At 61.7% G+C, this 13,714-nt stretch carries 13 protein-coding genes; 7 read left to right on the forward strand and 6 right to left on the reverse strand.

The window, feature by feature from the left end; all coding sequences use genetic code 11:
• Positions 1–61 precede the first annotated feature (61 nt).
• Positions 62–2,512, reverse strand: a complete 2,451-nt coding sequence (locus tag OC605_RS16780; protein WP_262138289.1) for a penicillin acylase family protein — start codon at positions 2,510–2,512, stop codon at positions 62–64.
• A gap of 201 nt (positions 2,513–2,713) precedes the next feature.
• On the opposite strand from OC605_RS16780, the gene OC605_RS16785 reads away from it, so the two are divergent.
• Entirely contained in the window at positions 2,714–3,271 is a 558-nt protein-coding gene (locus OC605_RS16785) for a cysteine hydrolase family protein (RefSeq protein WP_262138290.1), read from the forward strand.
• A gap of 145 nt (positions 3,272–3,416) precedes the next feature.
• On the opposite strand, the gene OC605_RS16790 is transcribed toward OC605_RS16785, so the two are convergent.
• The 4 genes from OC605_RS16790 to OC605_RS16805 form a co-directional block, all read right to left on the reverse strand.
• A complete protein-coding gene (locus tag OC605_RS16790; protein ID WP_003198420.1) occupies positions 3,417–3,620 on the reverse strand; it encodes an SEC-C metal-binding domain-containing protein in 204 nt (67 codons plus the stop codon).
• Positions 3,621–3,625: 5 nt separating this feature from the next.
• Positions 3,626–4,111: an LEA type 2 family protein gene (locus tag OC605_RS16795; RefSeq protein ID WP_133335093.1), complete on the reverse strand. Its 486-nt coding sequence runs from the start codon at positions 4,109–4,111 to the stop codon at positions 3,626–3,628.
• A 116-nt stretch (positions 4,112–4,227) separates the two neighbouring features.
• The gene (locus OC605_RS16800) at positions 4,228–4,704 is read right to left on the reverse strand and encodes a YchJ family protein (protein WP_071174594.1); all 477 of its coding nucleotides are present in this window, start codon (positions 4,702–4,704) and stop codon (positions 4,228–4,230) included.
• Between the two features lie 4 nt (positions 4,705–4,708).
• Entirely contained in the window at positions 4,709–5,206 is a 498-nt protein-coding gene (locus OC605_RS16805; protein ID WP_039762620.1) for a DUF6231 family protein, read from the reverse strand.
• Between the two features lie 199 nt (positions 5,207–5,405).
• Here OC605_RS16805 and OC605_RS16810 point away from each other — a divergent pair, with 199 nt between their 5' ends.
• The 4 genes from OC605_RS16810 to OC605_RS16825 all read left to right on the forward strand — a co-directional run bounded on the left by OC605_RS16810 (position 5,406) and on the right by OC605_RS16825 (position 8,107).
• Positions 5,406–6,101, forward strand: coding sequence for an OmpA family protein (locus tag OC605_RS16810; RefSeq protein ID WP_041478049.1), 696 nt, complete (start codon positions 5,406–5,408; stop codon positions 6,099–6,101).
• 90 nt (positions 6,102–6,191) lie between these two features.
• A complete protein-coding gene (locus OC605_RS16815) occupies positions 6,192–6,914 on the forward strand; it encodes an OmpA family protein (RefSeq protein WP_262138295.1) in 723 nt (240 codons plus the stop codon).
• 160 nt (positions 6,915–7,074) lie between these two features.
• Positions 7,075–7,356, forward strand: coding sequence for a DUF1145 domain-containing protein (locus OC605_RS16820; protein ID WP_016771375.1), 282 nt, complete (start codon positions 7,075–7,077; stop codon positions 7,354–7,356).
• A complete protein-coding gene (locus OC605_RS16825) occupies positions 7,349–8,107 on the forward strand; it encodes a collagen-like protein (protein WP_133335095.1) in 759 nt (252 codons plus the stop codon). Before OC605_RS16820 ends, OC605_RS16825 begins: the two co-directional genes overlap by 8 nt.
• A gap of 200 nt (positions 8,108–8,307) precedes the next feature.
• On the opposite strand, the gene OC605_RS16830 is transcribed toward OC605_RS16825, so the two are convergent.
• Positions 8,308–8,772, reverse strand: coding sequence for a CopD family protein (locus OC605_RS16830; protein WP_262138298.1), 465 nt, complete (start codon positions 8,770–8,772; stop codon positions 8,308–8,310).
• Positions 8,773–8,869: 97 nt separating this feature from the next.
• Between OC605_RS16830 and dinG the strand changes: the two genes are divergently transcribed.
• Both dinG and OC605_RS16840 read left to right on the forward strand, forming a co-directional pair.
• Positions 8,870–11,014, forward strand: a complete 2,145-nt coding sequence (dinG, locus tag OC605_RS16835; RefSeq protein WP_024011911.1) for an ATP-dependent DNA helicase DinG — start codon at positions 8,870–8,872, stop codon at positions 11,012–11,014.
• A 95-nt stretch (positions 11,015–11,109) separates the two neighbouring features.
• Positions 11,110–13,578 carry a beta-galactosidase gene (locus tag OC605_RS16840; protein ID WP_262138300.1) on the forward strand — a complete coding sequence of 823 codons (2,469 nt, stop codon included), beginning with the start codon at positions 11,110–11,112 and terminating at the stop codon, positions 13,576–13,578.
• Positions 13,579–13,714 lie beyond the last annotated feature (136 nt).

The raw sequence follows: 13,714 nt of genomic DNA on the forward strand, positions 1-13,714 counted from the left end.
CCCCAATCAGTCCCCTCTCCCTCCGGGAGAGGGCTAGGGTGAGGGGCCGTTGATCTTTGCTTTATTTCCCTGGAGTCAGGGTCAAGCGGGTCTTGCCATACACCCGATCAAAGTTTTGCGGCTGCATCGGCAGGCCGATGTACTGACCTTTCAGCCACGCATCGATCCCGTTCAGGTAATTCGGACTCAGTGGATTGCCCGACTGTCCCGTAGCGTTCTGCGCCATCAGCGGCTCGCTCTGGCCGAAGTCGACGATAAAGCGCATCGACGGCGCGCGCGTGGTGACGAAGTCCTGGCCCCAGGCAAACGCCGAGCTGTTCAGCGTGGTGTGATCGCCACCGGCCGCCAGCGGCCCGCGTACAGTCTGACCGTTGCTGTTTTTCCACGCATAGCTGTGCAATTTGCCCCACTGCCAGGCGCGATGATCGCCGCCCAACTGGCTGTCGCCCGCTGTAATCGCCGCCGCGAGGCTGCGGGCGAGAATCACGGATTTGTCTTCCTTCTGCGGCGTGCGCAGATCATCCCAGAACGGACTGTCCTCACGTCCCAAGAGATGATCGGCCTGCGCCGCGTAGGACAGATCGCCATTGGCGACAAAGGCCTTCCACGCCGGGCTCGACTCAGGACCCAGTTCATCGAGGAAGATCTGCTTCATGCTTTCCTGCAGAAACAGTTCGTAGATCGCCGCATCCGCCGAGGTCGGGCTGAGCTTGCCGTCGAACGCCATCAATCGGGTGAAGGCTTCGCGCGCCTTGCTGCGTTCGGCGTCCGGCAGGGCGTCGATCGCCTGTTTCAGCGGTTGCTTCATCCCCGGTGCTTCGAAGACTTTTTTCAGCTTGGCGGCGAAAGTGGTGGTCTGGTCGTACTGCATGGCGATCACGCTGCGGCTGTCCTGCTTGCCGCTGCCAGCCATTTCCGCCAAGCGTTCGCCACGCTCCGGTGCCGCCCAGGATTTCGACAACTGCATGCCGTAGCCGTCGGGAATCACACGCTGGTTGGCCGTGCCGAGCCAGCCTTGTGCCGGGTCCTGATCGTAGGGGTGCAGCATCGGGTCGGCGTAACCGTCCCAGTCGTAGCGACCGTCCCAGCCCGGCGAGGGCAGCAGACCTTCGCCTTCGCGACGGTTGGGGAAGCGCCCGGTGACTTGCCAGCCGATATTGCTTGCATCGGCAAAGACCAGATTGAGGGTGATGGCGCGGATTTCGCGGCTGGCGTCCGAGGCGCGCTCGACGTTCTGCGCGCGGGTCAGGTCGAAGAAGGCATCCAGCGTTTTGTCGTCGGTGAAGCTTGGCGTCTGTAAAGCGAGACCGAAACCGCTGCCCTGCGCCGCTGCCTGGGCACTGTTGAGCAACGCGCCGTGGCGGGTTTCGTAAACGGCCTCGCGAATCGGCCGCTGGCCTTTGACGAAATAGGTTTCGTTGCGCACGCCCAACGGCTGCCATTTGCCGTTGACTTCATAAGTGAGGCTGTTGCCCTGACGGCGGATTTTCTCGAGGAACAGGTCCTGGTTATCGCCGAGCACGCTGGTCATGCTCCACGCCACTTTGCCGTTGAACCCACCGAGCACCATCGGCAGACCGGCAACCGTGACGCCGGCGGCCTGATATTTCGGCGCGCGGATCTGCACGAAACTCCACAGCGACGGCGCGGCCAGCGGCCCGTGCGCATCGCTGGCCAGCAGGCTCTTGCCGCTGCGGCTGCGTTGCGGGGCAATCGCCCAATTGTTCGCAGTCGGCGTGGCGAGCAGGTTCAGCGCCGACAGTTGCTGGCTGGCGCTGCTCAGTTCGGTCAGCCCCGGAATCTGCCCGTTGAGCTTGAGGCCTTGCAGCTTGTCGGCTTCAGCCACTGGCAGGTTTTCATCAGGCGCCGACGGGCTCAGCCAGGCGAGTTTGTCAGTGGTCACGGTTTGCGCGAGCACCAGCGACTGGATTTCCTCCGGCAGGTTGGCCGACTGGCTGAAATTCAGCAGGGCAAAAATCAGCGCCGAATCTTCCGGTTTCCAGTATTCGGGCTTGTAACCGCTGGCGGCGAGATCGCCCGGCAACTTGTCGGCGTAGCGGAACAGGTAGGCGTTGACGCCCCGTGCATACACCTCGAAGAAACGCTTGAGCCTTGGCGACGAGGCCTTGTACAGCTCGCCGGCGCTCTTCTTCAGATTGACCGCGCGCATGTAGCGGTCGGCATCGAGCATCGACGCGCCGGACATTTCCGCCAACCGGCCCTGAGCCAACAGGCGCAGGGTGACCATCTGGTTGATGCGGTCGCTGGCGTGGACGTAACCGAGACTGAACAGCGCGTCATGGAAGCTGTTGCTTTCGATCAGCGGCATGCCCATCGCATTGCGCCGCACCGAAACGTTCTGCGCCAGGCCCTTGAGCGGTTGCACGCCGGAGGTCGGCGGCAGGCTGTCCTGGGCGTTCCAGGTCTGGCAGCCTGACAGGCCGAGGACACCGGCCACTGCTGCGGCAACGCCGAACCGGGGAAGAATAAGTGTAAGGGCTGGCGAGGCCATGGCGAAGCTCCTGCGGGGGTATAAGGCTGGGGGCGCAATAAAGCCGCTACGTTAGTGAGGGCGCGATGGCCGCGCAAGCAGGGCGAGTGGTTATTTATGCAGTTGTCGGCTGATCGGTCAGGGCTGTGGCGGTTGCTTGTGGGAAAGCGCTGATGTTGAACTACGGAACAAGTCCCGAGCCCTGTCAGAAGAAAGATCGCTATGGAGCTTCAGAGCAACGCTGCGCTGATCATCATCGACCAGCAGAAAGGCATTCTGCATCCGCGTCTGGGGCGGCGGAATAATCCTCAGGCCGAGGAAAGAATGCTTGAGCTACTGGCGCTGTGGCGGCGCAGCGGGCGCCCGGTGATTCACGTGCAGCATTTGTCGCGCTCGCCTGATTCGGTGTTCTGGCCCGAGCAGGACGGGGTGGAGTTCCAGCCGCGCTTTATGCCGCAGGACGGTGAATGGCTGATCCAGAAACAGGTGCCGGATGCGTTTTGTGCCAGTGGGCTGGAGGCGCAGTTGCGTGAGGCTGGCATCGGGCAATTGATCATCGTTGGCGTGGCGACCAATAACTCGGTTGAGTCGACTGCGCGCACTGCGGGCAACCTGGGGTTCGACACATGGGTGGTAGAGGATGCGTGTTTTACCTTCGACAAGGCCGATTATTTCGGCACACCGCGTACCGCTGAAGAGGTGCACGGGATGTCGCTGGGCAATCTGCATGGGGAGTATGCGACGGTGGTCAGTAGTGTGCAGGTTTTGGCGGCAGGCTGAAGTTTTGTAGTGGAGGCGCCGCCGCCTTCGCGAGCAGGCTCGCTCCCACAGTGACCATATTTCTTCAGATGAAACGCGATCCCTGTGGGAGCGAGCCTGCTCGCGAAAGCGGTGTGTCAGGCGAAGAAGACCTTCGCCAGTGACATCAAGCGCCGTGGCACTTCTTGAATTTCTTGCCGTTGCCGCATGGGCAAGGGTCGTTGCGGCCGACGTCTTTCAAGGCGTTGCGCACCGGTTCCTGGTGGGCGTGGCCGCAGTTCGGGCCGTGGACATGGCCATGGTCGTGATCGTGATGGTGGTCATGATCGTGGTTGCAGTCAGGGCCATGGACATGGGGTTGCTGGGTCATCGAGGTCACTCCGGAGTTAGATCGGCGGGGATTATCACGCCATTGCGCTCAAGGTGCACGTAGTGGGCGATGAATAAACCGGTTTCCATTTCCCCCTGCAATCGATAGGGAATCTGCTGATTCGGGTTTTTCAGCAGTTTCACCACCTGTTTCACCTTCGGCCACAGGTTGGTGCGGATCGGCACTTTGAAGTAAGCGCTGCGCTTTGGCCCGACGGTAAACCAGTGCTCGTGCTCGCCTTCGGTGAGCAGCATGTCGGCCAGGTGAATCCGGTATTCGAGGCCGCGCACGGTCAGGTCGCTGTCGTTGGGATTGTCGACGCGAAAGTGCAGGATGAATTTCTGCTCGAGCAGTTTGGCCCGCACCACCTCGACTTTCACCAGATGCACGGCGGGCTCGACGCTTTCGTCGCTGAACCACGAGGCACAGCCGCCGAGGTTGAGGATCAGCATCAACAGCAGAAAATGTAATGTGCGCCGACGACCGAGCATGAAATTGACTCCCTTTGTGCCCAGTCTAGACCTTAAAAGATTTCAGCCTTCGGCTAATCCCGTGTAGGAGCGGCCGAAGGCTCGGGCCGCGATCGGACGATCTTTTGATCTTCAGCTCAAGCGCCGAAATAACCCGAACAACACTTCTTGAACTTCTGCCCGCTGCCACACGGGCAGCCGTCATTGCGCCCTAGCTTCATCTGTACCGTCGGATCGATGAAGTACCAGCGCCCGCCGTTCTGCACAAACGAGGAGCGCTCGCGATGGCTGTGCTCGCCCTGGCTGTCATGCCAGCGCGCGGTGAAGGTCACAAAAGCGTGTTCCGGCTGGCCGCCGAACACTTCCGAGCTTTCAACCTCAAGGCCGAGCCAGGTGCTTTGCGCACTCCAGTCGCTGATCGATTGTCGATTCAATCCCGCCTGCTGCGCGGGCAGGGTAGTCGCCACCAGATAATCGACGAGCCCCAGCACATAAGCGCTGTAGCGCGAACGCATCAAGGCTTCGGCACACGGTGCCGGGTGGCCGTCGTGATAAGGGCCGCAGCAGGCATCCAGCAGATTGCCGCTGCCGCATGGGCAAATGGCTGTACTCATTGCATTACCACCAGTATTTCCCGAAGTTTTCCGGATTGGCCCAGAAGCGTGAATTGAGCCAGTCGGGGACTTGTTTGTAGTCAAGCAGATCGTAGGTGAACAGGGTCAGCACCTGCTCGTCGCGCTGGAAACGCTCGCTGGCCTGCAGGGCCAGCGAATAGAAATCGGTTTCCTGCCAGCCACTGGCCGCCAGATCCGCCAGCACCGCGATGCGACTGGCGTTGAGATTGCGGATGCCGCCCAAAAGATTCAGGCCGTCGCGCTTCGGCAAATGTTCCAGGCAATCGACTACCAGCGCCAGATCGAAGCGTTGCGCGGCCAGCTCAGCCGGCAGTGCGCCGGGTGCGGCATGGGCGACCACGGTGTCTGGATGCGCGTCCTTGAAAGCGCTCAAGGCGGGAAACTCGCTGGCGCCGATCAGCAGCAGACGGGCCGGGGCGTAGCGATCCAGCAAAGCGGCCAACGCCTGTTGTGGCGTGCGCGAAGAAATGGCGGCGTTCATCGAAGCTCCTCAGTCAGACCGCCAAGACTAGCCTGCCAGACCGCGTCGGCAAAGCGCCCGGTGGCAGCGGTTTTCGCCAAAAGAGGCAAACCCCTGTGAACACGGTCGCAAACAGCGGTGGCCTATTGCTGGCGGAGATTAAAACTCCGGTCTTTACTCCCTGAATCGGTTTTAAGCCGATCCCTCAGGAGAAAACTAGATGAGCATAGTTCGGACAGCATTACCCTTGGTTCTGCTAACCAGTGTGTTGACTGGTTGCGCAGGTTTGCAGAAAACCGACTGGCCGACCTGTGCGGCGGTCGGTGGTGTCGTCGGTGCCGGTCTCGGCGCGACCGAGAGCGCCTCGTGGGCGGGCGGCGGCGCACTGATCGTCGGTGGTATGGCGGCGGCCTATTGCTGGGTGCATGGTGATGGCGATGAAGACGGCGATGGCGTGCCGGACAGTCGTGACAAGTGCCCGGGTACGCCTAAAGGCGTGCAGGTCGATGCTGACGGTTGCCCGCCACCGACGCCTGCGCCAGTGGTCGAAGAAGCGGTTGTGGTCAAGGAAGAAACCATCGTCATTCGTGATGTGCATTTCGAATTCGACAAAGCCACGCTGACCGGCCCTGACAAGCAAGTGCTGGACAAGGTCGCCGATCGCCTGAAACAGGAATCCTCTACCGCGCAACTGACCGTGACCGGTCACACCGACAGTGTCGGCAGCGATGCCTACAACAAGAAACTGTCGGATCGTCGTGCGCACTCGGTGGTGGAATACCTGATCCAGCAGGGCGTGCCACGTGCCAGCTTCGTTTCGGTGTCGGGCCTTGGTGAAAGCCAGCCTGTGGCTGACAACAAGTCGGCTGATGGTCGTGCGCAGAACCGTCGCACCGAAATCAAAATCGTCCGCTAGCCCCTCTCGCATCCGCGGCTTGTGCAGTCGCGGATGCGGGTCTTTACTCCTGTGTAACCGGTATGGGCCGGTACACAGGAGCGTTCACAAATGCGTCTTTTCTCAAGGTCCGTCTTGCCGGTGCTGCTGCTAGGCAGCTTGCTCACCGGTTGTGCCACTCACAGCGATGGCACCGCCCCCCTCAATCAACGTACGTGGCCGATCTGCAGCCTGCTTGGCGGTCTGGTCGGCGGCGGTCTTGGCGCCATTGAAAGCGCCGGCTGGGCCGGTGGCGGCGCGGCATTGGGCATTCTTACCGGTGGGCTGATCTGTTACGCCCAGGATGGCGATGAGGACAGCGACGGCGTGTTCGACCGCCGCGATCGCTGCCCGGACACACCGGAAAATACCGAAGTCGATCACCGTGGCTGCCCGCTGCCGCAATATCCGGCGGCAGTCAAACCGGTCGAACCGGCGCCGCAAACCGAAGTGATCACCTTGAGCGATGCCGGCAACGTGCTGTTCGATTTCGACAAGTCCGATCTGACCCCGGCGGCCAAAGCCCAGCTCGACACCTTGATGGACAAACTGCGCAATGCCGATGTGGTCAGTATCAAGGTCATCGGGCACACCGACAGCAAAGGCTCCGACGCCTATAATCAGGCTTTGTCCGAGCGGCGCGCGAGCAGTGTCGCAGCGTACTTGCTCAGTCAGGGCCTGGCGCCGAACAAGCTTACCAGCGAGGGTCGAGGCGAAAGTGAGCCGGTCGCCGATAACGCCACCGATGAAGGTCGCGCGGAAAATCGCCGGGTCGAGCTGCACATCAATCGATAGAAAGCGCCTGTAGTGCGCAGGCTAGAGCCGCCGGGTCGAGATCGTCGTCCCGGCAGCCATTTCATCCGCGTTTGCACAAATTTCATTTTTCCCTCTGGCTTATCCCCCGCAGAAGCCGGTACTGTGCGTGCAAAGAATAATTCGCAACACGGGGGAGCGTATGAAGGTGTTCTGGGGGCTGGGGCGTTTGCTGACCCTGCTGTTCTGCTGCGTGGTACTGGCCAATCAACTGGTGCCGTTTGTTCATCCGCTGCATCTGCTGGTCAATCTGGCCGGCGCTCTGTTGTTGCTGATTCATCTCCTCGAAGTGCTGCTGTGCAACCGCAGCCTCAAGGGCCGTCCGCACCCTTGGCGTGATCGTGGCCGCATCCTGTTGTTCGGCGTTTTCCACCTGCAAACCATCCCGGCCCCGGCCGCTCCGGAGGCTTCTTCCCATGCGTAAACTCTGCCTGCTCGCTGCATTCATCAGTCCACTGGCCTGCGCGCAGGTGGTCAACGTGCAAAGCAATTCTTTGATGCGCTTGCCCAACACCACCAGCACGCTGCAACTGGAGAAACTGGAAGTCGCCGATTACGGCACCTTGCTGATCCCGTCGAATGTGACCGAATTGAACATCGATGAACTGCGTCTTGGCCACGAAGCACGTATTGCTATCGTTCCGGCTGAACAAGCGCTGGAAGTGAAGGTCAAGCGCGCTGAGTTGAGCGAGGGCAGCCAGATCACCGCGCGCGGCGCCCCCGGCACTTATGAAAAAGCAGCCCGGGCCGGACGCAATCTGAATCTGCAATTTCAGGCCCTGAGCGCGCCGCAACTGACGGTCGATGCCCGTGGCGGCAGGGGCGCGCCGGGTTTCGTCGGCCTCGACGGCGGCAACGGTGAAGATCCGGGCTGCACCTATGGCTCGGCCGGCCACGGTGCCGATGGCAGTGACGGCAGCGATGGCCAGCCAGGCGCGCCGGGTGCGCTGGTGCGCCTGGCCGTACCACGGGATTTCCCGGTCGAGCTGATCAAGGTCAACGTGGCTGGCGGTGCCGGCGGCCCGGCGGGTGTCGGTGGTAAAGCAGGGAAGGGCGGCAAATCCAAGGGCTGCCTGGTGTACCGCGCTGACGGCGGCAAGAACGGCAAGGCCGGCGCGGATGGCCAGCCGGGGCCGGAGGGAGCGGCGGGTTCGGTTACCGTGCAGCGCCTCTAAAACTGCGACCCACTCTCTGATCAATAAAATGCTTTGGTGAGTGAAGATCTTTGGTGAGTGAAATTATGTGGCGAGGGGATTTATCCCCGCTGGGTCGCGAAGCGGCCCCGCTCTACAAATCAAAAGCGGGACTGCTACGCAGCCCAGCGGGGATAAATCCCCTCGCCACAACTGTGTTCACAGCAGAACAAGAGTGCGATTCAGAGCATCGGTCTCGCCGCAGCCACCGCCACCAGCACCAACCCGACCAGCAGATTAAGCCCCACCACCCGGCGAATCCGCCCCAGCACAGCCGCACCCGCCGGCCAATCCTTCGCCTCAACCGCCTTGCGCAACTCCGGCAGCATCAACCCCTGAATGCGGATGAACAGCGCCGTCATCACCACATACAAACCGATCATCACCTGCACATACTTCGGCGCGGTCTCGAAGCCGACCTGCTGTAGATGCAGCATGCCCACGCCGCTGATCGGCAACAGGATCACGGCGACCCAGACCCAACGGAAAAAACCTTGAAACACTTCCACCCACAGGGTCAGGCGAGCTGGGCCGTCCAGAGCCTTCATAGCCGCAGGGCGCAAGACCATCCAGGCGAAAAACATGCCGCCAACCCACACCAAAGCGGCAAGGACATGCAGGGGGTAAACGAGGCTAAAAGGTGTCATTGGGTCACTCCGTTCTGCGCGGGATCGATTAGCGGGGTATGATAGCCGCCGAATCAAACCACTGAAAATTTATCCAGCGTTTTGCGCCCGACACTCAATGATCAGCACTGAACTCAAAACCACGATCCAGGGCGCCTATTCGCGTTTTCTAGAGGCCAAGAGCCTCAAGCCGCGTTACGGCCAGCGCCTGATGATCGCCGAAATCGCCAAGGTCCTCGGGGATATCGACACCGATGACGAAGGCCGGCGCAGTGGCGACCCCGCGATTGTCGCGGTGGAAGCCGGCACCGGTACCGGCAAGACGGTGGCCTACAGCCTGGCGGCGATTCCTACGGCGAAACTGGCCGGCAAGCGTTTGGTGATTGCCACCGCGACCGTCGCCCTGCAAGAGCAGATCGTCTACAAGGATTTGCCTGACCTGATGCGCAACAGCGGGCTGAATTTCAGCTTCGCCCTGGCCAAGGGCCGTGGCCGCTACATGTGCCTGTCCAAGCTCGACATGCTCTTGCAGGAAGGCCACGCGCAAACCGCCACCGCTCAGTTGTTCGAGGAAGAAGGCTTCAAGATCGAAGTCGACGAGGCCAGTCAGAAGCTGTTCACCAGCATGATCGAAAAGCTCGCCGGCAATAAATGGGACGGCGACCGCGACAGCTGGCCGAACGCGCTGGAAGACGCCGACTGGGCGCGCCTGACCACCGATCACAGCCAGTGCACCAACCGTCATTGCCCGAACTTCGGCCAGTGCGCCTTCTACAAGGCCCGCGAAGGCATGGGCAAGGTTGACGTGATCGTCACCAACCACGACATGGTCCTGGCGGATCTCGCGCTAGGCGGCGGCGCCGTGCTGCCGGATCCGCGCGACACCATCTACGTGTTCGACGAAGGCCATCACCTGCCGGACAAGGCCATCGGCCACTTCGCTCATTACACGCGCCTGCGCTCCACTGCCGACTGGCTGGAAACCACCGCAAAGAATCTGACCAAACTGCTGGCTCAGCATCCGTTGCCGGGCGATCTCGGCAAGCTGATCGAGCAGGTGCCCGAGCTGGCGCGGGAGATCAAGACCCAGCAGCAGTTCATGTTCACCGCCTGCGAACAGATCGCCGATTTCAAACCCGGCGAAGACGTCGAAGGCCGCGAGCGTCCACGACATCGCTTTGTCGGCGGGGTGATTCCCGAGGACATGCGCGAAATGGGCATCGAGCTGAAAAAAGGCTATTCGCGCCTTAACGACCTGTTCCAGCGCCTGACCGACCTGCTCAAGGAAGGCATGGATGGCGAGGTCAATATCGGCATCGCCAGCAATCAGGCCGAAGAGTGGTATCCGCTGTTCGGCAGCCTGTTGTCCCGCGCTTCCGGCAACTGGGAGTTGTGGACCGCGTTCACCGCCGAAGACCCGGAAGACAGCCCGCCCATGGCCCGCTGGCTGACCCTGGCCGAAAGCGGTTCGCTGTTCGATATCGAGGTCAACGCCAGCCCGATTCTGGCGGCGGAAACCTTGCGTCGCAGTTTATGGAATGTCGCTTACGGCTGCCTGGTGACCTCGGCGACGCTGACGGCGCTGGGCACTTTCGACCGTTTCCGCATGCGCGCCGGTCTGCCGAAAAAAGCTGTCACAGCGGTGGTGCCGAGCCCGTTCCATCATGCCGATGCTGGCGTATTGCGCGTGCCGGACCTGAAGGCCGACCCGCGCGATGCCGCTGCTCACACGGCGGCGATCATTCGCGAACTGCCCGATCTGGTCGAAGGTTCCCGTGGCACGCTGGTGCTGTTCTCCTCGCGCAAGCAAATGCAGGACGTGTTCGACGGTCTCGACCGCGACTGGCGCAAGCAAGTGTTCATTCAGGGCAACCTGTCGAAACAGGAAACCCTCAACAAGCACAAGGCGCGGGTCGATGGCGGTGATTCCAGCGTTCTGTTCGGGCTGGCCAGTTTTGCCGAGGGTGTCGATTTGCCGGGTGCCTACTGCGAGCACGTGGTGATCGCCAAGATTCCGTTCTCGGTGCCCGATGATCCGGTTGAGGCCGCGTTGTCGGAGTGGATCGAGGCGCGCGGTGGCAATCCGTTCATGGAAATCTCCGTGCCCGATGCCTCGCTGAAACTGGTTCAGGCCTGCGGGCGTCTGCTGCGTACCGAAGAAGACCGCGGCACCATCACCTTGCTCGACCGGCGTCTGGTTACCCAGCGCTACGGCAAGGCGATCCTCAATGCGTTGCCTCCTTTCCGACGTGAAATATCCTGAGACGCGGGTGGGCCGATTGGCCCGCCGCGTTGTCTATCTCTCTGCCACCGCTTTTCCATTGGCCTTGACTGGTCGTTAGGGAGAACTCCGTTCTTATGATCCGCCGTTCGTTGCCCGCTGTTTTCGCCATGTTCTTTGCCGCGCCGTTGCTGGCCGCGCCCGCCGGTCAGCAGACGCTGTTCAACTTCGTGCGCCCGGCCGACGTGGTCAAGGTCGCCACGGAAAACGCCGACCTGCCCCAGGCCAATGCCGAACAGACCGCGGAAGGTGAAGTGCTGCGCCGGGTGACGTTCAATCCGGTCGCCCGGCCAACCTTGCGCCTGACCCCACAGACTGGCGCCTGGGACTGGTCGCAGTCCGGCATGATGAGCTTGCGTCTGCAGAGTGCGATGAACTGGGCGGTGACGGTTTATGTGCAGATCCAGAGCAACGATGGCCGCACCCTGATCAGCCGCGTCGATCTGCCGGCCGGCCCCGCGCAAACCTTGCTGGTGCCGCTGGTGGCTTCGACGCCGCTGAGCCAGGGCATGAAAGCCGGGCCGCCGATGCCGATGACCGTCGATGGTCAACGCATCCTGCTGGCCAGTAGCACCGGCGAGATCGACCGCAGCCAAGTGGTCTCGGTGAGTCTGTCGATGGATCAGCCGAAAGTTGCGCAGAGCCTGTTGCTCGAGCGTTTCGGCGTGCAGGACGGCGAGTCGGTGACGCGCGCGGTGTACGGTAATCTGGTCGATGCTTACGGGCAGTCGACCCGCAGCAAGTGGCCGGAAAAAGTCAGCAGCGACGAGCAACTTAAAAGCGCCGCCAGCAAAGAGCAGCAACAACTGAATACGTGGCTGACTGAGCGTGAAAAGGCTTCGCTGGACAAGTTCGGCGGCTGGAACAAAGGCCCGGCGTTCAAGGCCAGCGGCTTCTTCCGCACGGAAAAACGTGATGGCCGCTGGTATCTGGTGACCCCTGAAGGCCACCCGTTCTATTCGCTGGGCGTCAACACCGTCAGCCCGCAGGTCAACCAGACCTACGTGGCTGTTCGTGAGTACATGTTCGAATCGTTGCCGAAGAACGACGACCCGCTGGCCGCCCATTTCGGCGAGGGCGACAACCGTGGCGGCAACGGTGCCGATCAGGGGCGTGGCTACGGCAACGGCCGCTGGTACGACTTCTACGGTGCCAACCTGCAACGCCTTTACGGCGAACCGTGCAAGGCGGACAGCGACAACAAGGCCGGGGTTGCCGAAGCGGCAAAGGCGGGCGCGGCTGAGGCCGGTTCGGTGCAGGCTGCTGAGACTGCAGCGGTGCCTGTCGAGCCGAAATCGGGTATTGCCGAAGCGGCGCAGACTGACGCGGTGCAAGCGTCCAGCGCGCAAACCGCTCCGTGCAAAGCCACAATGGATGAAGAACGCTGGACCCGGCATACCCTCGATCGGCTGCAAGCCTGGGGCTTCAACACGGTGGGCAACTGGAGCGCGCCGTCGCTGGCGGATTCTGAGCGCGTGCCGTACACCTTGCCGCTGTCGATCGTCGGCGATTACGCCAGTATCAGTACGGGCAGCGATTGGTGGGGCGGGATGCCGGATCCGTTCGATCCGCGTTTCGCCATGGCCACCGAGCGCGCCGTGGCCATTGCCGCCCGCGATCACCGTGATGATCCTTGGCTGATCGGTTATTACGCCGACAACGAACTGGCCTGGGCCGGCCCTGGCGACGATCCGAAGGCTCGTTACGCGTTGGCCTACGGCACGTTGAAAATGACCACCGACGTGCCGGCCAAGCGCGCCTTTCTCAAGCAATTGCGCGACAAGTACCGCAATCAGGCCGGGCTGTCCAAGGCCTGGGGCATCGAGTTGCCGGCATGGGAATTGATGGAAGACCCGGGCTTCGTGCCGCCGTTGCCGAACCCGGAACATCCGGAAATCGAGGCGGATTTCAAATACTTCCAGAAGGTCTTCGCCGATACCTATTTCAAGACCATTTCCGATTCGCTGAAATGGCACGCGCCGAACCAGATGCTCCTTGGCGGTCGCTTCGCCACCAGTACGCCTGAAGCCGTGGCCTCCTGCGCGCAGTACTGCGATGTGTTGAGCTTCAACATGTACACGCTCAAGCCGCAGGACGGCTATGACTTCGCCGCGCTGGCGGCGCTGGACAAACCGGTGCTGATCACTGAATTCAACTTCGGCTCGGCTGACCGAGGGCCGTTCTGGGGCGGCGTGACGCAATTGGCCAAGGAAGAAGATCGCGGTCCGGCTTATGCCAACTTCCTCAAACAGGCGCTGAGCGAACCGTCGATTGTCGGCGTGCACTGGTTCCAGTATCTCGACCAACCGGTGACCGGGCGTTTGCTCGACGGCGAGAACGGCCATTTCGGTCTGGTCGGGGTCACTGACCTGCCGTATCAGGGCTTTGTCGAGGCGGTGCGTAAAAGCAATCTGCAGGCGCTGGAGCAGTTGGGCAAGGAGGCGCAGAAAACCCCGGCGGCGGAAGTGGAAGGCGGGCGCAAGGCCGAGGCTGGCAAAGCTGCGGAGGCTGCACAGGCGGGTGGGCATTCGGGGAATGGTCACTAGGTTTCCGACCGCGTTATCGTTCTTCGCGAGCAGGCTCGCTCCCACAGGGGATCTGCGCTGCTGTTGAGATCCAGTGTCGAGCGAGCCTGCTCGCGAAGGGATCAACACAAATTGCCGATCAACCGTCTGGCCCGCG

The organism is Pseudomonas sp. Marseille-Q5117 (assembly GCF_946901175.1).
GTDB classification, from domain to species: domain Bacteria; phylum Pseudomonadota; class Gammaproteobacteria; order Pseudomonadales; family Pseudomonadaceae; genus Aquipseudomonas; species Aquipseudomonas iranensis.

Excerpts from the sequence above, each read along its gene's own strand:
- OC605_RS16840 (WP_262138300.1), top strand. The coding sequence starts at position 11,110 with ATGATCCGCCGTTCGTTGCCCGCTGTTTTCGCCATGTTCTTTGCCGCG.
- OC605_RS16780 (WP_262138289.1), bottom strand. The coding sequence starts at position 2,512 with ATGGCCTCGCCAGCCCTTACACTTATTCTTCCCCGGTTCGGCGTTGCC.
- OC605_RS16815 (WP_262138295.1), top strand. The coding sequence starts at position 6,192 with ATGCGTCTTTTCTCAAGGTCCGTCTTGCCGGTGCTGCTGCTAGGCAGC.
- OC605_RS16820 (WP_016771375.1), top strand. The coding sequence starts at position 7,075 with ATGAAGGTGTTCTGGGGGCTGGGGCGTTTGCTGACCCTGCTGTTCTGC.
- dinG (WP_024011911.1), top strand. The coding sequence starts at position 8,870 with ATGATCAGCACTGAACTCAAAACCACGATCCAGGGCGCCTATTCGCGT.
- OC605_RS16830 (WP_262138298.1), bottom strand. The coding sequence starts at position 8,772 with ATGACACCTTTTAGCCTCGTTTACCCCCTGCATGTCCTTGCCGCTTTG.
- OC605_RS16805 (WP_039762620.1), bottom strand. The coding sequence starts at position 5,206 with ATGAACGCCGCCATTTCTTCGCGCACGCCACAACAGGCGTTGGCCGCT.
- OC605_RS16825 (WP_133335095.1), top strand. The coding sequence starts at position 7,349 with ATGCGTAAACTCTGCCTGCTCGCTGCATTCATCAGTCCACTGGCCTGC.
- OC605_RS16785 (WP_262138290.1), top strand. The coding sequence starts at position 2,714 with ATGGAGCTTCAGAGCAACGCTGCGCTGATCATCATCGACCAGCAGAAA.
- OC605_RS16790 (WP_003198420.1), bottom strand. The coding sequence starts at position 3,620 with ATGACCCAGCAACCCCATGTCCATGGCCCTGACTGCAACCACGATCAT.
- OC605_RS16810 (WP_041478049.1), top strand. The coding sequence starts at position 5,406 with ATGAGCATAGTTCGGACAGCATTACCCTTGGTTCTGCTAACCAGTGTG.
- OC605_RS16800 (WP_071174594.1), bottom strand. The coding sequence starts at position 4,704 with ATGAGTACAGCCATTTGCCCATGCGGCAGCGGCAATCTGCTGGATGCC.
- OC605_RS16795 (WP_133335093.1), bottom strand. The coding sequence starts at position 4,111 with ATGCTCGGTCGTCGGCGCACATTACATTTTCTGCTGTTGATGCTGATC.